Origin of the sequence: Chryseobacterium luteum (assembly GCF_000737785.1) — a bacterium.
In the GTDB taxonomy this organism is placed as follows: domain Bacteria; phylum Bacteroidota; class Bacteroidia; order Flavobacteriales; family Weeksellaceae; genus Chryseobacterium; species Chryseobacterium luteum.
Genome location: NZ_JPRO01000003.1, coordinates 249,052 through 268,781 on the forward strand (window position 1 = coordinate 249,052; position 19,730 = coordinate 268,781).

The window sequence follows — 19,730 nt, forward strand, 5'->3', positions numbered from 1 at the left end:
ATGAACTTTGCAGGAGGAAATATAGGGATTAAAGACTGGAAAAAAGTTTCATTTCTTCTGGTTTTTGTGTTTCATAATTTTTTCTCACAACAGACAGTCACAGGCCGTATTACCGATGATGATGGCGAAAACCTCAGTTCGGTGATTGTCATCAACATGTCCAGCGATCAAAAAGTGTATTCCAATTCCATGGGGCTGTTCTCTATCGATGCGGCTCCGAATGATGAACTGAGATTTGTAAAAGCCGATTTCAGAAGAGTTTCTGCCACAGTTCCTTCCAATGGATTCAGTTCCCAGCTTTTGGTTGTTCTGATTCCGATCCCCAAAGAAATTGAAGAGGTAAAAGTGGTTAAAAAACCAACCGGAGACCTTGAAACGGATTCCAGGCTGGCTTCAAAAGCAGATAAAGGTGAAATGGTCCGGCAGGCAGTAGGTTTGCCCCAACCCGTTGGAAAAATGAGGGAAAAACCGGCAGAAGTGAAGCAGGTGCTTCTTCCGATACTTTTAGGGAGCCTTGATGTACAGGGAACTTATGATCTTATAAGCGGAAAAGCAAGGCGTCAGAAAAGGCAGTACAGATACGATGATCTGCAGGAACATATTGCATGGGTACGAAACAGGGTAGATAATGAATACTTTACAGCAGCAGGAATTCCCGAAGAAAGGATTTCAGAATTTATACAGTATTCCTTTGAAGTTAAACCACAGGTAAGAACCTATGTGAAAGCAAAAAATCTTTCCGGCGTACTGTTGAGAATGGAAGAAACCATGCCGGCTTATGTTGAACGATTAAAGAAAAATAAAACCCCGGAATAAATGTTAAAGAATTCTTAAAATTCGGAACAGAAATTGATAGAGTCTTACCAGATCAAATTAAATCCCAATTTCTATGAATAAAAATATTATTGCGGTAGCAGTCGGAGCACTTGGATTTGTCCTTGGGCTTGTCTTTTTAGGAAATGCTATTAAAAACAGGAATAAATCTGAAAACACCATTTCCGTAACCGGACTGGGCACCAAACAGTTTACTTCCGACCTGATCACCTGGTCCGGGAGCTTTTCCAAAAATAATTTCGATCTGAAAGCAGCTTATGATGAGCTGGCCATAGACAGAAAGGTAATCAATGATTATCTTGTTTCAAAGGGGATCAAACAGAGCGAGATCGTATTTTCCTCGGTAGATATTCAGAAACAGTTCAGAAACTACAGCGATTCTAACGGAAATTCTGTGCAGGGTGAATTTTCAGGTTATAATCTGACCCAAAAAGTATCCATTGAAAGTAAAGAAGTTGTAAAAATTGAAAATCTTTCCAGAAATATTACAGAGATTATCAACCGTGGTATTGAGTTTACTTCTTCCTCACCATCTTATTTTTACACTAAACTGGCAACGGTAAAACAGGAAATGATCGCCAGCGCAACCAAGGATGCTAAAGAAAGAGCGGAGAAAATTGCGGAAAATTCAGGAAGCAGCCTGGGAAATCTTAAAAAGGCAACGATGGGGGTTATTCAGATCACAGAACCCAACTCTAATGAAGACTATTCTTACGGCGGGACATTCAATACTTCTTCCAAAGAAAAAGAAGCCAATATTACCATAAAACTGGAATACGAAGTCAACTAAGATTATTCATCTGTGAAATCAGCGGGAATAAAATAGAAAAAATAAACCGCCGGAAATTTTCCGGCGGTTTTTATATTTAATGATATACTACATCATAAATTTCGTCTTTTACACGCTTCAGATCTTCAGGAATATAATTGGCCAGCAGCCAAAGGTCAAGAGGCTTTTTCCCTTCACCATAGCTTGGCTGTATATACATTTCGTCGATCAGGGTAAATCCGTTTTTCTGATAAAAAGAATAGCGTCTTTTCGCATCGTCACCCAAATGACCGGGTTCTATTTCCAGAATGATTCTGGGATGGTTTTTAAACAGGTATCCGGTGATATGTGACCCCAGTTTCTGGCTTCTGAATGCCTCAAAAACTTCAAAATGCTCTACAAAAACATAAGAACTCAGTTCCCAGATGATAAGATATCCGATGGAATGAGCCTCATGGAGCACAGAGATTACTTTCACCTGAGGATTTGAAAATAAAGCGGTAAATTGTTTCCAGTCTCTCCTTTCATCTTCAGGAAAAGTACAGGAATATGAAGCATAGATTTCCTGGATTCTATAATCTTCGGCAGTAGCGATCGGTAAAAATTCCATAATTATAAATCAAAAACACTGGGCCTTCTGGTAATAAAAATATCTTTGATCCAGAGGGTGAACGCCAGTCCCAGATAGATCAGAAAGAAAAAACCGGCGGTTGCAAAAGTAGAATAGATAAAGAATATTCTCAATTTGGATACAGGAATTCCCAGCTTAGCGCCCATTCTTGTAAGAACACCAAACCATTCTCTTTCCATTTTGTGGCGGATATTATCAAACATCTGAAGATTCTTTTAAAAGTTTAAATCCAATACTGCAATTTAAGCAATTTTTTTCTTCACACGATGTTTTATGATGATAAATCAGGCTCTGGCTTTCCAAGGCATTCTTAACTTTCAGTCCAAGTTTCTTCCATCCGGAGGTTATGGAATTTTTTTCTGCCGTAATATTTTTGTACAGTTCCAGTATTTCATCCGCAGTTTCCTCGTTGTGGTATTTGTGATAAGTATATTTTAAAGGAAGTACGGTATTCAAAATCACCAGTTCAATAAAATCCCTGCTCAGCATTTTAGGATGAAATTTTGAAAGGGTTCCGAAATTAAAATGAAAATCCCAATATTCCGAAGCTTTTACCGGCGCAAAAACTTCGTACAGCTCATCTATATGATCAGCTTTAATAATCTTTGAAAACAGATTCTGATGTCTGTAATAAAGATCTGCCAGCTGGGAAAGACGGATCGTAGGAAAGTTGGGTGGCCGCAGTCTTAAAAACTTAGGATGAAAGGTCAGATCAGGGATACTGAATTTTTTTCTGAGGAATTCAAATTCCTTTTTCCACATCATCATCTTCCCGTCTTTTGGCTCGTCAAGCCACCCCGATATGCCAAACAGCAGAGCTTCCAGCTGTGATTCATTCTGGCGGATCCTGTTAATGACTGTGAAATCTATGGATTCCGCGATCTGTCTGAATAAGTGGGCGTTTACTTTTAATCCGAAAGAGTAGGCCAGGCTGTGAAAAAGAACCGCTTCAAAATTGTTCTTGTATCTCTCTAAGTTTTTTTCCAGTTCCTGAGACTTTTCTTCCAGCTTTTTAAGGACATTGCCTTCGTGGAAATTAAGAGGGATTTTAATGGGATCAAAAATGTTTTCACAGGGAATAAATTGAGTTCCATTGATCATTTTTTCGTATTTCCAAAGGATATCCTGATCAATATGGTCTTTCAGTTCCAGAGTGGGAACATTTTTAGAGATGAGGTCGTCAATCTCTGCATCATTCTGATAAACGACGTGAAGGATAATGTTTTGGTAATTGGGATCCTGGGAATGGTTATGGAAAATCCAGTCGGAAGCACGGATGTGGAGCTCAATGTTTCCGGCAATAACCAGATCTTTTGTTTTGATTTTTGCATCAAGGAAATCCGGCCCTGCGTCCGTATTCCACTTTCCAAAGCTGATGATCTCAACGGAATGCCCTTCAATATCCTTGAAGTCGAAATGTTTGAAAACCTTATAGTTCCAAAGATATTGAAGTAGTTTTTCCGTCATAGTGACGATAAATATAATAGAAATATTATACTTTCGCCGGCTCTTTCCTGAAATTTTCTATAGTCGTTCTATACATTTCCTCATATATAGGAAGAATGTTTTTCAAATCGAATTTTATAGCTTGTTCTTTCGCATTTTTTTTCATTTTGGCTAAAAGTTCATCATTGCTTAGCAGCTTGATGGTGTAATTGCTCATCGCCTCCACATTTCCGATTTCAGCTAAGAATCCTGTTTCTCCCTGGATATTCACCTCAGGGATTCCGCCTGCATTGGAGCTGATCACGGGAGTATAGGCGGCCATAGCCTCAAGAGCTGCCAGACCGAAACTTTCCTGCTCAGATGGAAGTAAAAACACATCAGACAGCTGCAGAATCTTATACAGGTCATTCACTTTTCCTAATAAACGGATCTTTGAAATAAGCTCAGGGTTTTCCTCCAGAAACTGGTTCACCTTTTCCATATCCGGCCCTTCACCTATAATGATCAGTTTAGATTTTACCTTTTTTTCAACACTCTTGAAGATCTGCAGGACTTCATCAACACGTTTTACAGGGCGTAGATTGGAAACATGGATCAGAATTTTCTCGTCCGGATTCGCAAACTGTGTTCTCTGGCATTCCGTGCAGTCATCGAATTCAGAATTATCAATAAAATTGGTAATCACCTGTATTTCTTTCTTGATATTAAAAAACTGCAGTGTATCTTTTTTAAGACTTTCAGAAACAGAAGTGATGGCATCTGACTGGTTGATCGAAAATTCTACGGCATGCTTGTAACTAGGGTGCTGCCCAACAAGAGTAATATCCGTTCCGTGCAGGGTAGTTACCAATGGGATATCATTATTATCCTCCTTCAGCATCTGTTTGGCTGTAAATGCGGCGTACGCATATGGAATGGCATAATGAGCGTGTAGCAGATCCAGCTTATACAGATTCACCACACGGTAAATCATGGAGCTTAATGCAATATCATAAGGCTGATACTGGAAAAGCGGGTAGGTCTGCACATTCACCCTGTGAAAGAAAATATTCGGGTTGGTAATGTCCAGTCTTGCAGGAAGTGCAGAACTTATAAAATGTACTTCATAGCCTTTATTGGCCAGTGACATGCCCAGTTCTGTTGCTACGATTCCGCTTCCGCCGTATGTTGGATAGCAAAGTATGCCTATTTTCATTAGATTATTGTTGTTTTGATGTTGTAGAAACTGTTGTATTCATATTCGGTGCAGAAACAGGAGTGTAATCGATTCCCATGCCTGCTTTCAGCTGATCATTGACCAGAACCGGCAGTCTGCCCCATATTTTTGTTTTCCCGTTCATAGCGTTGGCTGCGGCGGTCATTGAATCATCATTGTTTTCATAAGAGACAAGAACTGTAGATACTTTTGAAATATCAATGTCTTTTAAAGCATAAGCGCTTCCGAAAACATTTAAGATAACATTTTGGTTTTTGGTAAGATCAGCAAGCACTTTCCTGGATTCTGCCGAAATTTTATAAGGTTTATATGCTGTTGAATTATCCTTGTGGAATCCTGCAATTACGGTAGAACCCGGAGGAATTGTATTAATTTCGTTTGCTTTTTTGATCATGACATTAGATCCCAGCTGACTGGCGAAAGTCTGATAGGGAGCTTCTTCCAGAGGAACGTAATACACCTGTTTCCCGTTGACAGGAAGCAGTTTTCGATCATCTTTCAGCAGGGTCAGTGCATTGGCATAAAGATTTTGCGCCAATGTTTTGTGAGAATCATTATTCAGATCACTGTTGATGTTTTCAGGATTTTTCGGACTGTATTTATCAAGTCCGAGGAAGTATTTTGTCAGTAAAATTTTCTTTACACTTTCTTCCACCCTTGATTGTGGGATTTCTCCGTTTTCAATGGCTTTCTGGATTAATTTTTTCCCTTCCGACACTCCCTGTGAGAAAAGCATAATGTCATTTCCTGCTTTAAAAGCAAGTGCATCCAGTTCGCCCGGCTTATATTTATTGGCTACGGCACCCATGTTCAGGGCATCTGTGATGATCAGGCCTTTATATCCCAGTTTATCTTTCAATAAACCTGTAATGATGTTTTTAGAAACCGAAGCAGGAATTCCTTTCCCTGATTCAAGGCTCGGAACATATAAGTGAGCGACCATCACACCACCGATTCCTTTATCCATTAAAGCTTTAAAAGGAGCCAGCTCAACGGTGTTTAATCTTTCTAAAGTATGTGAAACCACAGGCAGATCCAGATGCGAGTCCGTACTGGTATCGCCATGCCCCGGAAAATGTTTGATGGCAGCAAGAATAGTATTGTCCTGAAGACCGTTAGAATAAGACAAAGCAGAACTGATCACATTATCAACCTCTGAACCGAAGCTTCTGTTTCCGATAATAGGATTATTGGGATTGGTATTCACATCGACAACCGGTGCAAAATCCCAGTTGATTCCCATTCTGTGGCAGTCTTCCGCTATTTTGGCGGACATCTGGCAGATGAGGCTTTTATCCTGTATGGCTCCGAGGGTCATGGCCCAGGGAAATTTATGTGCCGTAGCAATTCTTTGGAATACACCCCATTCTGCATCCATCCCGATCATCATCGGAACCCTTGATTTCTGCTGGAACTCGTTGACCAGATTGATCTCTCTGGCAGCATCATCCTGCATTAAGATCAGTCCTCCGATCTTATCATTCACCACAATATTTCTGATCTGGTTAATATAGTCTTCTCCTTTATTCGTATAAAGTGCTACAATAAACAGCTGACCCAGTTTTTCATCCTGAGAAAGTGATCTGTAGGTTTTGTTTACCCAATGATGAGCTTTTTTAAGATCTTCGTTGGAAATGTTTTTGGGCTGGTACTGGGCTCTGGCAGTAAAGCTTATTAATGAAAAAATAAAGAGGGAACTATATAGCAATTTCTTCATGATCTTTTGAATAAGAACAAAAATACAATTAAAAAAATGATGAAAACAAAGTTTTTGCAACTTTTGGTATATGATTTGAATACGCTTTATAAATAATAACTAAACTTTTCTAAAAATGAAAAAAATACTTCTCTTTTTATTCCTGGGTACTGTAGGTTTTACTGCCTATAGCTGCGACAATGATGATGATACTCCTGTTCAGGCAGTAGATTACGATACTATAAGTCAGGCATTTGATGTAGTGCCTAACTTTACTAGGGTTAATGATAATCTTTATAGATTCAGCGATGATTTTCAGCAAGCGTTAGTACAATCTGATATGGTGCTTATTTATATGCAGATTGGAACTGATGGAGATGCTCCTATCTGGAAACTTCTTCCATATACTTATTATGTTGGTAACGCCAATAATGATGCTGTAGATTATCTTTATGAATTCAGTAAATATGGGGCTACAATTAATATTAATTCAACTTCTACATTCAGTTTGACGGCTAATGCATCCTATTACCAGAATAAAAAATTCAGAGTGGTGATTATTCCGGCAAATACCACAGGTACAGGTGGAGCAAAAACTGCTAAAAATGCAGTAGATTACAATGATTACAATAGTGTGATTAAATATTACAATATTGACGAATCTAAGATTAGAGTTAAGAATTAATCAAGAATATCTTTTCAGTTTTTATAATTATTAAAAAAGCTCCGGGAGAAATCCCGGAGCTTTTATTGTATTTAACCCGGAGTTGGGGATTAGCCATTTTTTAATGCTGTCATGAAGTTGTAAGCCGGAAGGGTTGAAATTATTAAAGCCGAAAGCATGTCTGTAGGACAGTTTATTACTTTAATACACTACGTCCGTGGAAAGTGTTGAGGAGCTAATCGTTGTCAAGGTTTTAAACCTTGACAACGATACCAAAGGTAACTTCCTGAGTTATTCTTCCAGCTATTAACCGAGAATTAAATTTATAAAATAGAGGAATTTGTAATAAAATTAAAGCTTCAGAAATTTCTGAAGCTTTAGTTATATTTAATTATCGTTGTCATCCAGCAGATGACCGAAGAAATCTTTTTTAGTTTTCAGATAGCCTCTACTCATCTCATTGGCCGGGATCTGTAAAGGAATCCTGGAGTTAAGGTGAATATTGCTATTGACAACATATTTTACCTTTTCCGGATTATTGGTTAAAAGGTTAATATCTTTTACATCCAGTAAATTCAGGATGTCGATAGCGACTCCAAAATTTCTGTCATCAGCAGGAAGTCCCAGTTCCAGATTGGCCTGTACCGTGTCCAGACCTTTTTCCTGAAGCGAATAGGCTTTCAGCTTATTGATGATCCCAATATTTCTTCCTTCCTGACGGAGATACACAATAATGCCTCCGTTTTCGTGGGTATATTTCATTGCGGCATCCAATTGCTGGCCGCATTCACATTTTTTTGAATGGAAAACTTCTCCTGTAATGCATTCGGAATGGAAACGTACGTTCACCGGTTTTGAAAAATCTGTATTTTCTGCTACGATGGCCATGTGCGGCATCCAGTCGTTTTCGTTTTCGGAGAAAGCGATCATTCGGAAAGAGCCGTGTTCTGTGGGAACATTGGCCTCTGCCTGAATTTTAATCATTAATAATGGTTGGTTTTTAATTTCCTTTTAAAGAATCTTCGATTACAGAAATATTGGTTTTTAGACGTACCAGGTATCTGTTAAGAACTTCATCATCATCTTTGTCAAGCTGCTGTCTGAGTTTCTGAATTTTCTTATATGATTTTTCGAAGCTTTTAATGGCCCTGCTTTTTCCCGACGAATTGTTGGCATCAATGGCGTATAAATAATTCTGAAGGCTGTATTTCAAGCTTGTCACTTCATCATTCAAACTATTGTTTTTAAACCTTGGAAAAGTAGAAATCAGATTTGAAATTTCAGAAGCGTTCACATTTTCCCTGATATTGATATCAAAGCCTTTTTTTGCCCCTCTGTCGGAATCAGAACCTTTAGTTTCGCTGTAAAAATTATTAGACAACGGGGAAAGGTTAAGCTTCTCCGTTGCGCAGGAAGTTATGATTAATAGTAGTACTCCAAAAAAAAACTGTTTTCTCATTTCTGTTGCCCCTTTTGATAAAGGATCGGGTTAAGACTGTCATCGTTATACATTTTCATTTGTTTGTATACTTTCATCTTAACATTACCGGACTCAATATCAGTAAGCAACTGATCTATAGAAGTTGTAAGGTCCTCTTTCTGAGTAAGCAGTACCTCCAGTTTAGCCTGGCAGCTGGCACGGTGCTCTTCAGAAGCGGATTCCCTATTGGCCTCTAATGACATATGATAAACCTTTAATGCAAGAATTGATAATCTGTCTACAGCCCAAGCGGGTGTTTCTGTATTGATTTTTGCATCAGGTCTGGGAGTTATATTTTCAAACTTTGTAAGAAACCAGCTGTCGATAAATTCTACCAGATCTGTTCTTTTCTGGTTGGATGCATCTATTGTTCTCTTCAGTTGAAGAGCTTCAGCGGGATCAATATTTTCATCTCTAATAATATCTTCCAAATGCCATTGAACGGTATCAATCCAGTTCTTTGCATACAAAATCCGTTCCAAACTGTCTTTTTCAAACGGGTTATTAATTAGAGCGTTAACGTCATCGGACACGTGATAATCTTCAATAGACTGATTGAAGACTTTCCATGCAGTCTCAGTAAAATTCATTATGCTGAGGAATTTTAGTTGCTGGTAGTATTATTATTGTTGGTAGAAGAGGTTTTGTTTTCAGAACCTGGTTTGTCTTCTTCCTTCACCGCATCTTTAAATTCTTTGATTCCCGAACCAACTCCTCTCATTAATTCCGGAATTTTCTTTCCTCCGAACAGCAATACCAAAAGTATAGCTACGATAAGGATGTGCTGCCAAGATAAGGCAAGTATTGTTAGTGTATTCATCTCTTAAGATTTTTGCAAAGTTAAGCTTTTTTTAATATGAAATCCAACCTAATGGGTCAACTGGTGTATTTCCGTTCCATACCTGGAAATCAAGGGTATAGGAACCATCGAAATCCTGCGCTATAGTACCTACGGGAGTGCCGGAAGAAACCTGCTGTCCTTTAGATACACTTACGTTCCCAAGGTTAGAATAGATCGTGAAATAATTTCCGTGTTTTACCATAACGGTTTTTGTTCCGTCACTGTTTGCCAATACAGAAGAGACTGTTCCCGGATATACGGATTTGGCGCGCGTTCCTGATGGCACGGATATTTTAATACCTGTATTTTCCTCTACAATATTTTTGAAAACCGGGTGTGGCTGTCTTCCGAACCTGTGGGTTACCTGTCCGGCTCTGTCTGCGGGATAGCCAAGTTTTCCTCTGCTGTCTGCAAAACTGCTGCCGATAGATGTGGTTACCCCATAGCTGGTCATTGCTTTGGTTTCAGCGGCTTTTTTCTCTTCTTCTTTTTTCTTGCTCAGTGCGGCTTCTGCTGCTCTGGCGGCAATAAGTTTGTCGGTAGCTTCTTTTGCCCTGATATTAGCTTCGTCGGATGCTTTTTTCGCAGCTACTCTTCTGGCTTCGTCTTTTGCACTGGCTTCTGTTCTTGCTGCCTCTTCATTACGTTTTTTCTCTTCTTCAGCTCTTTTTGCGGCAAGATCAGAGGCTTTTTTGGCTTCAATTTCTGCCAGTTTTCTTTCTCTTTCCAGGGCTTCGGTCCTTGCTTTTGCTTCGGCTTCAATTCTTGCCTTTTCTCTTTCTGCAATGAGTTTGGCCATTCGGATTTTTTCTGCCTCTGCTTTTCTTCTGGCTTCTTCTTCTGCTTTTGCTATTCTGATCTCTTCTGCGATAATGGCTCTGATCTGTCCCTCTAAAGCTTTAGACTGAACCTGCTTCTGCTTAAGCTCTACCGTAAGCTTAGATTCGTTTTTCTTGAAATCTGCCAGCAGCTGCTCTTTTTGCGCTCTTTCTGCAGCGATGGTGGCCAGATCTTTCTGCTGGTTGGAAAGAATGTTTTCCTTTTCTCTTGCAGAATTCTGTTTCTGGGCGATTGATTTTTTGATCTGGGCAGCTGCATCACTTATTTCTGCAGCTTTTTTATCCTGATAGTCGGCGTACTGTTTCAGATACTGTACCCTTCTTATAGCTTCTCCTAAATTTTTGGATGAAAGAATGAAGGTTACTTTGTTCTGTACCCCTTTGTTTTTGTAAGCATTGATGAGAACTTCAGCATAATTCTTTCTGAGAACTGCCAGTTCTTTGTTCTGGCGGTTGATTTCCAGCTGACGCAGATAGATCTCGTCTTCAATGAATCTTTTTTCTTTCTGAGTATTGGTATACACCTTTTCCCTTAATGTCAGTTTTTTATTGACATTATTAAGATAGGCTACTGAAAGTTTAGATTCGTTTCTGGTTTTAGCCAGATCTGTATTGATCTGTACAATTTGTTTTTTAAGATCGGCATTCTGTTTCTGAAGCTGTTCCTTATTCTGCTGTCCCTGATGCAGGCCAAACAGTAGAATACCTATTAAAAAGCTAAATTTTTTAATCATTTAATCTCAATTTTCTTATAACTGGATGGTACAGAATAAGGTGTTTCCATCCTCGAAAAGTCAAATTTCGTGTTTTCCAGTAAAATTTGGCTAGATTTTGAGCCTTTTATAATTATTTTAACATTTTTTGGAAGGCGGATTCCATTGTATTCATCCCAATTGCTGTAAGAGATTTCCAGTTCATCAGGAGATAAAACATCCTTTAAGTTGACACTGAGCAGATCATAATTGGTATCATAGTTGAGGACAATTTTGTATTCCCTGGTTTTCTGATCTGTAACAATTTTCTGGTTGTTATTGGAAACCATTTTAAAGCCCTGTGCATTTTTGGTCAGGGTAAACTGGGAATCGCTGATCTTTACAAAAGTTCTGCCCATCAGTATTTTTTCCAGCGATTTGTAATCAATGAAATTGACATTAAGTAAATTATTTAAATAGTCAAAGTCTGAATCGATATAGGTCTTGCTGGTTTTGTCCTGTCCCTTGATCCCTTCAGGGGTTGCTATACCTTTGGCCACTCCAATAAAGAATGCCTGAAGATTCATCCACACTTTCGTATTATTCTCAATATAAATTGTAGCATCAAGAGTGGGGATAAAGCTTCCGGTTTCCACATTTACTTTACTGCTAATCTTGATCTGGTCAAATTTTGGAGGAATAAGGACATGCTCATAGAAGGTAAGCTTATCTCTCACCGGCTCATTGGCATCTTTGGGATTTCTGCTGTCTTCTGCTATGACGGTACTATCCTTGCTGCTGCCATTATTTTTAGCTGCATTTCTTGTTTTACAGGATGATAAGGTAAGAAATAGGAGAAGTATCGGGATCCAGTTTTTCATGTATTTTGTCTTTCGGTTAAAAAAAATACGCTGCAATATTAACGCCAAACCACACAACAAATGTTATGTGGTCTGAATGTATCTTATTTTATATTAATTATTTCTGATCTTATCTAGATAAAAAATCTAAAACGGAGTAGTCCCCTAAAGAAATCTCTCTGGAAACGCCAAAGTACTGTGCGGAATTTCCGATCATAGAATTGGACAGATTTCCGTGATTGATCTTTGTGTTTTCCTGGATCAGGGAATTTTCAATATTGGAATTAACAATAACGGTATTGTTTCCCAATGAAACTCCGGGACCTACTTTAGAATTGGAAATCCTTACATTTTCACCGATGAAGCACGGCTGGATGACCAATGAATTTTCAATAACCGCTGATGCCGGATAATTAAGCATCGCTTCTCTTTCGTACTCAAGGATCTTGCTGTTGGTTTCTACGGTCGCATTTTTGTTTCCGCAGTCCATCCAGTCATTCACTTTTCCTAAAGTAAATTTTGCTCCTTTTGCCCTAAGGTTTTCCAATGCTGTAGTCAGCTGGTATTCGCCACCGTTTTTTATATTATTATCCATAATATAGTTGATCTCGTTCATCAGCTTTTCAGCACTGTTGAAGTAATAAATACCGATGATGGCAAGATCTGAAACGAAAGTCTGAGGTTTTTCAACGAAATCTGTAATGAATCCGTAGTTGTCTAGTCTTACCACTCCGAAAGCGGACGGGTCTTCTACACTTTTTACCCAGATTACACCATCTGAGTTTTTATCTAAAACAAAATCTGCACGGAATAATGTATCTGCAAAAGCGATCACTACATCTCCCTGCATTGAATCTTGTGCACATTTAATGGCATGAGCTGTTCCAAGAGGGTCATTCTGATAATATATACTTCCTTTTGCTCCCAGTTTTTCGGCTATCTGAAGTAAAGATTTTTCAATCTCCGGTCCGAAATCCCCAATGATAAATGCTACTTCTTCAATTTTTTCACCTGCCACTTTAGCAATATCTTCTACGAGCCTCTGTACGATAGGTTTTCCTGCAATCGGGATAAGAGGTTTTGGAACTGTCAGGGTATGTGGACGTAATCTGGAACCGCGTCCAGCCATAGGAACAATTATTTTCATAGAGTATATGACAATGTTTATTTATTATTTATTTTGATCAGGTTAAAGGTAATAATTAAAATCATTGCTGATCATAATATTTAACATTTTTATAAACCTGTGTTTAATTTTTTAGAAAAGAAATGAATAGTATCAAATTAGAGGCCATAATCAGTTTTTTCTGATTCTTGACAATAGCATGTTTTTCTCCGAATATATCAAAACTCCTGCATAAATGAGGAATAAAAGGTTTCCGATCCAGAAATTGTAATTGAAAAAATAGACAATAATAAAACTGAATACCATCAGCAGTCCTAAGAATAAAGTCATTTTTTTTATACGGTAAGGAATAGGATAGTATTTCTGCCCTAATAAATAGGATGTGATCATCATGATAAAGTACGCAATAAAGGTTACCCAGGCAGAAACCATAAACCCGTATTTGGTAAGAAATAATAAATTCAGGATGATGGTGATTGCTGCTCCCAGCCAGGAAATCACCGTTCCCACTTTAGTTCTGTCCGTTACTTTATACCATGTGGAAAAGTTATAGTAAATTCCGAAACAGAGATTGGCAATAACGATGATCGGTATAATGTCAATGGCCGTCCAGTAACTGCTGTTAGGAATCAGTATCTGCTTTAGCCAGGAAATATTGGCGATAATTCCCATAGCAACCGTAGAGGCAAAGAACGTAAAGTATTCCGTCACTTTAGCATAGGTGTTTTTAGCATTATTGTTATTCATTTGCTTAAAAAAGAACGGTTCAATTCCCATTCTGTAAGCGGTCACAAATAAGGTCATCAAAACGGCCAGTTTGTAGCATCCGCCGTAGGCTCCGGCATCTTCATTCGGGATATTGTAGATCTGTATGGCTTTGTCAAAATTTTCATTAACCATGAAAGCCATTCCGGCAATCATTACCGGCCAGGAATATTTGATCATGTTTTTAAAAAGACTGGCAGAAAACTGAAACCTTACCTTGAAAGTAACAGGCAGGAGCAGCAGAAACCCTAAGAAACTTGCAGCGAGATTACTGTAAAAAGGGAATGATACTTTTTCTTTCAATCCGAAATCCTGAGATATGCTGAAGGGAATATATAAGAATAAAGCAACGGTTATAACCGTTTGAAAAAGAGACTGTAAAATCCTTACCAAAGAATATTTTATCGGTTTGTTATTGTATCTGAGCCATGCGAAAGGGATGACGCAGAGGTTATCAAAAAATGCAATCCATGCAAACCACCTTATATATTCAGGATTGGATGAATACCCCAGCTGGTCCGCAATAGGCTGGCTGAAAATTAATACACCTAAAAGGAAAAGCGTAGATAACCCGAACAGGAACCAAAATGAAGTATTGAAGGTTTTCTTTTCGTTCTCTTTATCGGCAGAGAAACGGAAAAATGCAGTCTCAAAGCCGAAAGAAAGCATGATATTCACAAAAGAAATTAACGCATACAGGTTTGAGAATATTGCAAAGTCTTTATTATCAATCTGATTAATATATAAAGGATTTAGGATAAATAGAATAACCCTCGGCATAATCGCTCCAATTCCATATATAATAGTCTCGTTCAGAAGTTTTTTCAATGGGTGAAATTTTTATGCAAATGTAAATATTTAGAAATTGATTTATAATCGACAACATTAAAATTCATTCATAAACCTTAATTTTGTTTTTTGTAGATACTAGATATTAGAAGTTAGAAATTAGTGATTGTAGTGTGCACTTAAAATTTTCTGACTTAAAATTTCTGACATCTAGCTTCTAATAGTCTAACCTTTAATTTCTATAAAAGTAAAAATGAAGACCCTAATCAAAAACGTAAAAATCGTCAACGAAGGAAAGATCGTTGAAGGTGATGTTTTAATTGAAAATGATTTAATTTCTAAAATAGATTCTCAAATTTCTGAAGAAGCAGACCTTATTATCGACGGTTCAGGAAAATATCTTCTGCCAGGTGTAATAGATGACCAGGTACATTTCAGGGATCCGGGACTAACACATAAAGGAGATATTGAAACCGAGTCCAGAGCTGCCATCGCAGGTGGAGTAACAAGTTTTATCGATCAGCCGAACACGGTTCCTAATGCAGTTACCCAGGAACTACTGGCCGACAAATACGAAATTGGCTCTCAAAAAGCATACGCCAACTATGGTTTTATGATGGGAGGAACCAATGATAATCTTGAGGAAGTTTTAAAGACAGATCCGAGAAATGTTCCGGGAATTAAGTTATTCCTGGGATCTTCTACAGGAAATATGCTGGTAGATAATCCCGAAACACTTGAAAATATTTTCAGCAGCACAAAAATGCTGATTGCTGTTCACTGTGAAGATGAAGCAACAATCAAGGCCAATACCCAGAAATATCTCGATGAATACGGTGAAGATATTCCCGTAAAATTCCACCATTTGATCAGAAGTGAAGAAGCCTGTTATAAATCTTCTTCCAAAGCCATTGAATTAGCTAAGAAGACGGGAGCCAGACTTCACGTTTTCCACCTTTCAACAGCTAAGGAGATGGAACTTTTCAGAAATGATATTCCTTTAAAAGATAAAAAAATTACGGCTGAAGTATGCGTTCATCATTTGACATTTACCAATGAAGATTATGAAACCAAAGGCTCCCTGATCAAATGGAATCCTGCTGTAAAAGCGCAGAAAGACAAAGATGCACTTTGGGAAGCTCTTCTGGACGACAGAATTGATGTGATTGCAACAGATCACGCGCCTCATACTGCCGAAGAAAAACAGAACGTCTACACAAAATGTCCTTCCGGAGCGCCTTTGGTACAACATTCTTTGGTTGTGATGCTTGAAAATTATATCAACGGAAAAATTTCTTTAGAAAAAATAGTTGAAAAAATGTCTCACAATCCTGCTATTCTTTTCAGAGTGGAGAAAAGAGGTTTTGTGAGGGAAGGGTATAAAGCAGATTTGGTTTTGGTTGATTTAAATGAAAACTGGACAGTTGCCAAAGAAAATATCCTTTACAAATGCGGCTGGAGCCCGCTGGAGGGAACGAATTTCCATTCTAAAGTAACCCAGACTTTTGTGAATGGGCATCTGGTTTACGACAACGGAAAAATTAGTGAAACAAAATTCGGAGAGCGATTGCTTTTCGAAGTTCAGGAATAAATTAAAAAGACTGCGATTTGCAGTCTTTTTTGTTTCTCGCAGATAAAGCAGATAAAGCAGATTTTTTTGTAATTCATCTGCCAGATTTGCTTCATCAACGAGAGATTATTTTCTAATAAATTTAAATATTAATCAATCACGATACTTTCAATTCCTTTTTCTAAAGCGTTTTCCATAATTCCCGGAATCGAAAGGCCTTCTGCACGAAAAACACTGACATCTGTAACGCCGTAGAACCCAAAAACATTTTTTACATAAGGAACATTGGAATCATAAATCTGATATGGACCTTCCGAGTAAATATTTCCGGACGTGAAAGCGATGTATAATTTTTTGTCATTCAACAAGCCTTTAGGACCATTTTCATCATATTTAAAAGTGTAGCCTGCCCTTGAGGTAAAATCAAAATACGCTCTGAGTGTGGCAGGAACAGAGAAATTGTACATCGGGGAATCGATAACGATAATGTCGGCCTCCTGTAATTCCGAAATTAAGTTTTCAGAATATGCATTGATTGATTGCTGCTCCGTAGAGTGATTTTCTGCGGGAGAGAAAAAAGTATTGATATGTTTTTCTTCTAACAATGGAACGAGGTTTTTTGTCAAGTCACGCTCTTTTACAATACTGTCAGGATATTTTTCCTGAATTTTTTCAATAACAGTATTTCCTAATTTTCTGCTTGCAGATACATCCGTTCTCGGACTTGTAATAATGTGAAGTATACTTTTCATTTTTTTATGATTTAAAATTCTTCAGCAAAATTATGTACATTTGCTTATGAAAAGTTAGTAGTGAACAAAAGGTTAGTAGTAATCTTTTGGTTAGTTAAGATTTATTTTATGGAAAAAAGTATTGAATTAGAAGAACCTATTACCGCTCGCAGATGCTCTGAAAGTCTTTCGTCTGTGGAAGATGCGATTTATGTTATCGGTGGAAAGTGGAAGCTGAAAATTATTATTTCTTTGCAGGAAAATGGCAGCATTCGATTCAATGAGCTTCAGAGAATTGTTGTGGGAATATCTGCAAGAGTGCTTTCAAACGAACTGAAAGATTTAGAATTAAATGGTTTTGTAAAAAGAATTGTACATTCAGAACAAACGCCTGTGGTTGTGGAATATATTTCCACAAATTACAGCAAAACTTTGAAAACAGTTATTATGGCACTTTCCGAGTGGGGAAGAATACACAAAAATAATATCAGAGAGGATGTTTTCGAAAATAAATAAGAAGCTCGCGGATTAAGCAAATTTCGCAGATGAATTACAAAAAAATCTGCCCTATCCGCAAAATCTGCCTGAGAAAATATATCAATTAAAAGACTGCCGAAACTCCAAAGGAGACATCTTCGTTTTCTTTTTGAAAAGCGTACTAAACGATTGCGAATGCTCAAATCCCAATTCATAAGCAATTTCACTTATCGAAAGTTCCGTTGTTGAAAGTTTTTCTTTTGCCTTACTGATCAGTTTTTCATGGATATGTTGCTGCGTATTCTGTCCGGTATGAACTCTCAAAAAATCACTTAAATAATTGGCTGAAAGATTCATCGCTTCTGCAATTTGATGAACTGTTAAAAGACCTTTTTCAGATGATTCCGTGTTAAAATAATCATTTAAATAAGATTCAAATTTCGTTAAAAGCTGATGGCTTCCGCTTTTTCGGGTGATAAACTGTCTTTCATAAAACCGTTTGGAATAATTTAATAACAATTCAATCTGCGACAAAATAATTTCCTGAGTATGATGGTCAATATGCTGACATTCTTTGTCTATTTTATATAGAATTTCGAGCAAATCATTCTCTTCATCTTCAGATAGATGCAAAGCCTCATTCACGGCGTAAGAGAAAAATCCGTAAGACAAAATCGTAGTTGCTAAAGAGTGTTTCAGCAGAAAATCTTCGTGAAAAATCAACAGATAACCCGTATTTTCACAATCCATTGTCTTCAGATCGAGATACTGAACCTGATTGGGCGCTGTAAAGCTTAAAACACCTTTGTCATAATCATAATGTTGCTGTCCGTATTTTATTTTTCCGGTGGCATTCCGTTTCAGCGCAACACAATAATATCTGCTGACAAAACCTTTCCAGACATCATCTTCAATAAAAACACTTTCATGAAGATTGATAACACTTACCAGCGGATGCTTCGGTTCGGGAAGCGACAACAATCTGTGAAAAGCCGAAATAGATTTTATCGTGTTCATAATTTGAGATTCTACATAATAAAAATAGTGATAATTTTTGGAAAGTAATTATGCCACGAATACACGAATAATATGCCGGAAATTATCTCATTGTATTATAAAAAGTACCTAAGAAATTATTCCATTAATAAAATTCATGTATTCGTGTCAAAAAATTAATAATCTAAAGCTCTGTCTGAAATTATCTCTTATCACATTATAAAAAGTGCCTAAGAAATTATTCCAACAATAAAATTCGTGTATTCGTGTCAAAAAATTAATAATCCAAAAGCCCCATACTGAATTCATCATAAGGCTTACCGGTATCCGTTCCCAATGGTACAATACTTTCCAGCTTCTGAAGATCAGCTTCACTTAACATAATTTTACTTGCTTCAATATTTTGTTCAACATATTTTCGGCGTTTTGTCCCTGGAATTGGAACGATTTCTTTGCTGATGATCCATGCTAGAGCCAGTTGAGAAGAAGTAATTTCTTTTTCCTTTGCCAGATTTTCAATCGCTTCCACCAATTCAATATTTTTATGGAAATGCTCCTCCTGAAAACGAGGAATTCCTCTCCGGAAATCATTTTCCGGCAGATCATCAATCGAACGGATTTGCCCGGATAAAAATCCTCTTCCCAAAGGCGAATAAGCCACAAAACCAATTCCCAATTCATTCAAGGTTTGGATCACCCCTTTTTCTTCAACTGTCCTTTCAAACAGAGAAAATTCACTCTGAACTGCCGAAATAGGATGAACTGCATGTGCTCTTTTCACAGTTTCAGAAGAAACTTCAGACAAACCTACATAACCGATTTTTCCTTCTTTCACCAAATCACTCATCGCTCCAACAGTTTCTTCAACAGGCACATTTTTATCCAGGCGATGCATATAATACAAGTCGATATAATCCGTTTTCAGATTTTTGAGGGAACGTTCAACCGATTTTTTTACATAATCTTTAGTCCCGTTGATTTTCCAGGTGATTTGTTCATTATCGTCAATTTCCCAACCGAATTTTGTTGCGATAATATATTGGCTGCGGTTTCCTTCAATAGCTTTTGCAATCAGCTGTTCATTTTTGAAAGGACCGTACAAATCGGCAGTGTCGAGAAAATTTCCACCCAATTCCAAAGAGCGATGAATCGTTGCGATAGCTTCTTTTTCGTCGGCTTTGCCATAAGTATCCGCATCTCCAAAACCGGTCATTCCCATACATCCCAACCCGATATTCGGAATGATTAATCCCTGGCTTCCTAATTTTACCTGATTCAATTTCATATTGTTCAATTTTATTGATACAA

At 37.7% G+C, this 19,730-nt stretch carries 21 protein-coding genes; 5 read left to right on the plus strand and 16 right to left on the minus strand.

The features are described from left to right. Together IX38_RS06375 and IX38_RS06380 are read left to right on the plus strand one after the other, a co-directional pair. On the plus strand, positions 1-816 hold the full coding sequence (locus tag IX38_RS06375; protein WP_051884525.1) for a hypothetical protein: 816 nt from the start codon (positions 1-3) through the stop codon (positions 814-816). A gap of 73 nt (positions 817-889) precedes the next feature. Beyond that, positions 890-1,624: an SIMPL domain-containing protein gene (locus IX38_RS06380; protein ID WP_034702973.1), complete on the plus strand. Its 735-nt coding sequence runs from the start codon at positions 890-892 to the stop codon at positions 1,622-1,624. Between the two features lie 76 nt (positions 1,625-1,700). Here IX38_RS06380 and IX38_RS06385 read toward each other — a convergent pair whose 3' ends face one another. Genes IX38_RS06385 through IX38_RS06405 form a run of 5 tightly spaced genes read right to left on the minus strand, consistent with a single transcriptional unit; the run spans position 1,701 to position 6,613 of the window. Next, on the minus strand, positions 1,701-2,213 hold the full coding sequence (locus tag IX38_RS06385; protein WP_034702975.1) for an N-acetyltransferase: 513 nt from the start codon (positions 2,211-2,213) through the stop codon (positions 1,701-1,703). A gap of 2 nt (positions 2,214-2,215) precedes the next feature. After that, complete coding sequence (locus tag IX38_RS06390) at positions 2,216-2,437, minus strand: PspC family transcriptional regulator (protein WP_034702977.1); 222 nt, start codon at positions 2,435-2,437, stop codon at positions 2,216-2,218. Next, positions 2,430-3,701: a DUF2851 family protein gene (locus IX38_RS06395; RefSeq protein ID WP_034702978.1), complete on the minus strand. Its 1,272-nt coding sequence runs from the start codon at positions 3,699-3,701 to the stop codon at positions 2,430-2,432. The genes IX38_RS06390 and IX38_RS06395 overlap by 8 nt, the downstream gene beginning before the upstream one ends. A gap of 25 nt (positions 3,702-3,726) precedes the next feature. After that, the gene (gene bshA / locus IX38_RS06400; RefSeq protein WP_034702980.1) at positions 3,727-4,875 is read right to left on the minus strand and encodes an N-acetyl-alpha-D-glucosaminyl L-malate synthase BshA; all 1,149 of its coding nucleotides are present in this window, start codon (positions 4,873-4,875) and stop codon (positions 3,727-3,729) included. Positions 4,876-4,879: 4 nt separating this feature from the next. Continuing rightward, a complete protein-coding gene (locus IX38_RS06405; protein WP_034702982.1) occupies positions 4,880-6,613 on the minus strand; it encodes a glycoside hydrolase family 3 protein in 1,734 nt (577 codons plus the stop codon). A gap of 115 nt (positions 6,614-6,728) precedes the next feature. Between IX38_RS06405 and IX38_RS06410 the strand changes: the two genes are divergently transcribed. Further along, the gene (locus tag IX38_RS06410) at positions 6,729-7,277 is read left to right on the plus strand and encodes a hypothetical protein (RefSeq protein WP_034702984.1); all 549 of its coding nucleotides are present in this window, start codon (positions 6,729-6,731) and stop codon (positions 7,275-7,277) included. A 366-nt stretch (positions 7,278-7,643) separates the two neighbouring features. Here the strand turns inward: IX38_RS06410 and ribA are convergent, their stop codons facing one another. The 8 genes from ribA to IX38_RS06450 all read right to left on the minus strand — a co-directional run bounded on the left by ribA (position 7,644) and on the right by IX38_RS06450 (position 14,687). Continuing rightward, positions 7,644-8,240, minus strand: a complete 597-nt coding sequence (gene ribA / locus IX38_RS06415; RefSeq protein ID WP_034702986.1) for a GTP cyclohydrolase II — start codon at positions 8,238-8,240, stop codon at positions 7,644-7,646. 16 nt (positions 8,241-8,256) lie between these two features. After that, entirely contained in the window at positions 8,257-8,715 is a 459-nt protein-coding gene (locus IX38_RS06420) for a hypothetical protein (RefSeq protein WP_034702988.1), read from the minus strand. Next, positions 8,712-9,326 (minus strand): DUF4254 domain-containing protein, encoded by a 615-nt coding sequence (locus IX38_RS06425; RefSeq protein ID WP_034702990.1) that lies wholly within the window; start codon positions 9,324-9,326, stop codon positions 8,712-8,714. The genes IX38_RS06420 and IX38_RS06425 overlap by 4 nt, the downstream gene beginning before the upstream one ends. Before the next feature lie 14 nt (positions 9,327-9,340). Next, positions 9,341-9,556 (minus strand): twin-arginine translocase TatA/TatE family subunit, encoded by a 216-nt coding sequence (locus IX38_RS06430; protein ID WP_034702992.1) that lies wholly within the window; start codon positions 9,554-9,556, stop codon positions 9,341-9,343. Between the two features lie 31 nt (positions 9,557-9,587). Beyond that, the gene (locus tag IX38_RS06435) at positions 9,588-11,150 is read right to left on the minus strand and encodes a peptidoglycan DD-metalloendopeptidase family protein (protein ID WP_034702994.1); all 1,563 of its coding nucleotides are present in this window, start codon (positions 11,148-11,150) and stop codon (positions 9,588-9,590) included. Beyond that, positions 11,147-11,989, minus strand: coding sequence for a DUF4292 domain-containing protein (locus tag IX38_RS06440; protein WP_034702995.1), 843 nt, complete (start codon positions 11,987-11,989; stop codon positions 11,147-11,149). Before IX38_RS06440 ends, IX38_RS06435 begins: the two co-directional genes overlap by 4 nt. A gap of 109 nt (positions 11,990-12,098) precedes the next feature. Beyond that, positions 12,099-13,115, minus strand: coding sequence for a sugar phosphate nucleotidyltransferase (locus IX38_RS06445; RefSeq protein ID WP_034702998.1), 1,017 nt, complete (start codon positions 13,113-13,115; stop codon positions 12,099-12,101). 150 nt (positions 13,116-13,265) lie between these two features. After that, entirely contained in the window at positions 13,266-14,687 is a 1,422-nt protein-coding gene (locus tag IX38_RS06450; protein ID WP_034702999.1) for an oligosaccharide flippase family protein, read from the minus strand. 214 nt (positions 14,688-14,901) lie between these two features. On the opposite strand from IX38_RS06450, the gene IX38_RS06455 reads away from it, so the two are divergent. After that, complete coding sequence (locus tag IX38_RS06455) at positions 14,902-16,239, plus strand: dihydroorotase (RefSeq protein WP_034703001.1); 1,338 nt, start codon at positions 14,902-14,904, stop codon at positions 16,237-16,239. Positions 16,240-16,367: 128 nt separating this feature from the next. Here the strand turns inward: IX38_RS06455 and IX38_RS06460 are convergent, their stop codons facing one another. Beyond that, on the minus strand, positions 16,368-16,970 hold the full coding sequence (locus IX38_RS06460; protein ID WP_034703002.1) for an FMN-dependent NADH-azoreductase: 603 nt from the start codon (positions 16,968-16,970) through the stop codon (positions 16,368-16,370). A gap of 108 nt (positions 16,971-17,078) precedes the next feature. Here IX38_RS06460 and IX38_RS06465 point away from each other — a divergent pair, with 108 nt between their 5' ends. Then, positions 17,079-17,465 (plus strand): winged helix-turn-helix transcriptional regulator, encoded by a 387-nt coding sequence (locus tag IX38_RS06465; RefSeq protein ID WP_034703004.1) that lies wholly within the window; start codon positions 17,079-17,081, stop codon positions 17,463-17,465. A gap of 81 nt (positions 17,466-17,546) precedes the next feature. On the opposite strand, the gene IX38_RS06470 is transcribed toward IX38_RS06465, so the two are convergent. Beyond that, the gene (locus IX38_RS06470; protein WP_034703007.1) at positions 17,547-18,443 is read right to left on the minus strand and encodes a helix-turn-helix domain-containing protein; all 897 of its coding nucleotides are present in this window, start codon (positions 18,441-18,443) and stop codon (positions 17,547-17,549) included. Between the two features lie 256 nt (positions 18,444-18,699). Next, positions 18,700-19,707 carry an aldo/keto reductase gene (locus IX38_RS06475; protein WP_034703009.1) on the minus strand — a complete coding sequence of 336 codons (1,008 nt, stop codon included), beginning with the start codon at positions 19,705-19,707 and terminating at the stop codon, positions 18,700-18,702. Positions 19,708-19,730 lie beyond the last annotated feature (23 nt).

What these genes read in the sequence shown, in the direction of transcription:
- IX38_RS06455 (WP_034703001.1), top strand. Translation starts at nt 14,902, where the DNA reads ATGAAGACCCTAATCAAAAACGTAAAAATCGTCAACGAAGGAAAGATC.
- IX38_RS06430 (WP_034702992.1), bottom strand. Translation starts at nt 9,556, where the DNA reads ATGAATACACTAACAATACTTGCCTTATCTTGGCAGCACATCCTTATC.
- IX38_RS06405 (WP_034702982.1), bottom strand. Translation starts at nt 6,613, where the DNA reads ATGAAGAAATTGCTATATAGTTCCCTCTTTATTTTTTCATTAATAAGC.
- IX38_RS06470 (WP_034703007.1), bottom strand. Translation starts at nt 18,443, where the DNA reads ATGAACACGATAAAATCTATTTCGGCTTTTCACAGATTGTTGTCGCTT.
- IX38_RS06435 (WP_034702994.1), bottom strand. Translation starts at nt 11,150, where the DNA reads ATGATTAAAAAATTTAGCTTTTTAATAGGTATTCTACTGTTTGGCCTG.
- IX38_RS06475 (WP_034703009.1), bottom strand. Translation starts at nt 19,707, where the DNA reads ATGAAATTGAATCAGGTAAAATTAGGAAGCCAGGGATTAATCATTCCG.
- bshA (WP_034702980.1), bottom strand. Translation starts at nt 4,875, where the DNA reads ATGAAAATAGGCATACTTTGCTATCCAACATACGGCGGAAGCGGAATC.
- IX38_RS06425 (WP_034702990.1), bottom strand. Translation starts at nt 9,326, where the DNA reads ATGAATTTTACTGAGACTGCATGGAAAGTCTTCAATCAGTCTATTGAA.
- IX38_RS06375 (WP_051884525.1), top strand. Translation starts at nt 1, where the DNA reads ATGAACTTTGCAGGAGGAAATATAGGGATTAAAGACTGGAAAAAAGTT.
- IX38_RS06385 (WP_034702975.1), bottom strand. Translation starts at nt 2,213, where the DNA reads ATGGAATTTTTACCGATCGCTACTGCCGAAGATTATAGAATCCAGGAA.
- IX38_RS06380 (WP_034702973.1), top strand. Translation starts at nt 890, where the DNA reads ATGAATAAAAATATTATTGCGGTAGCAGTCGGAGCACTTGGATTTGTC.
- IX38_RS06390 (WP_034702977.1), bottom strand. Translation starts at nt 2,437, where the DNA reads ATGTTTGATAATATCCGCCACAAAATGGAAAGAGAATGGTTTGGTGTT.
- IX38_RS06445 (WP_034702998.1), bottom strand. Translation starts at nt 13,115, where the DNA reads ATGAAAATAATTGTTCCTATGGCTGGACGCGGTTCCAGATTACGTCCA.
- IX38_RS06440 (WP_034702995.1), bottom strand. Translation starts at nt 11,989, where the DNA reads ATGAAAAACTGGATCCCGATACTTCTCCTATTTCTTACCTTATCATCC.
- ribA (WP_034702986.1), bottom strand. Translation starts at nt 8,240, where the DNA reads ATGATTAAAATTCAGGCAGAGGCCAATGTTCCCACAGAACACGGCTCT.
- IX38_RS06420 (WP_034702988.1), bottom strand. Translation starts at nt 8,715, where the DNA reads ATGAGAAAACAGTTTTTTTTTGGAGTACTACTATTAATCATAACTTCC.
- IX38_RS06465 (WP_034703004.1), top strand. Translation starts at nt 17,079, where the DNA reads ATGGAAAAAAGTATTGAATTAGAAGAACCTATTACCGCTCGCAGATGC.
- IX38_RS06410 (WP_034702984.1), top strand. Translation starts at nt 6,729, where the DNA reads ATGAAAAAAATACTTCTCTTTTTATTCCTGGGTACTGTAGGTTTTACT.
- IX38_RS06460 (WP_034703002.1), bottom strand. Translation starts at nt 16,970, where the DNA reads ATGAAAAGTATACTTCACATTATTACAAGTCCGAGAACGGATGTATCT.
- IX38_RS06395 (WP_034702978.1), bottom strand. Translation starts at nt 3,701, where the DNA reads ATGACGGAAAAACTACTTCAATATCTTTGGAACTATAAGGTTTTCAAA.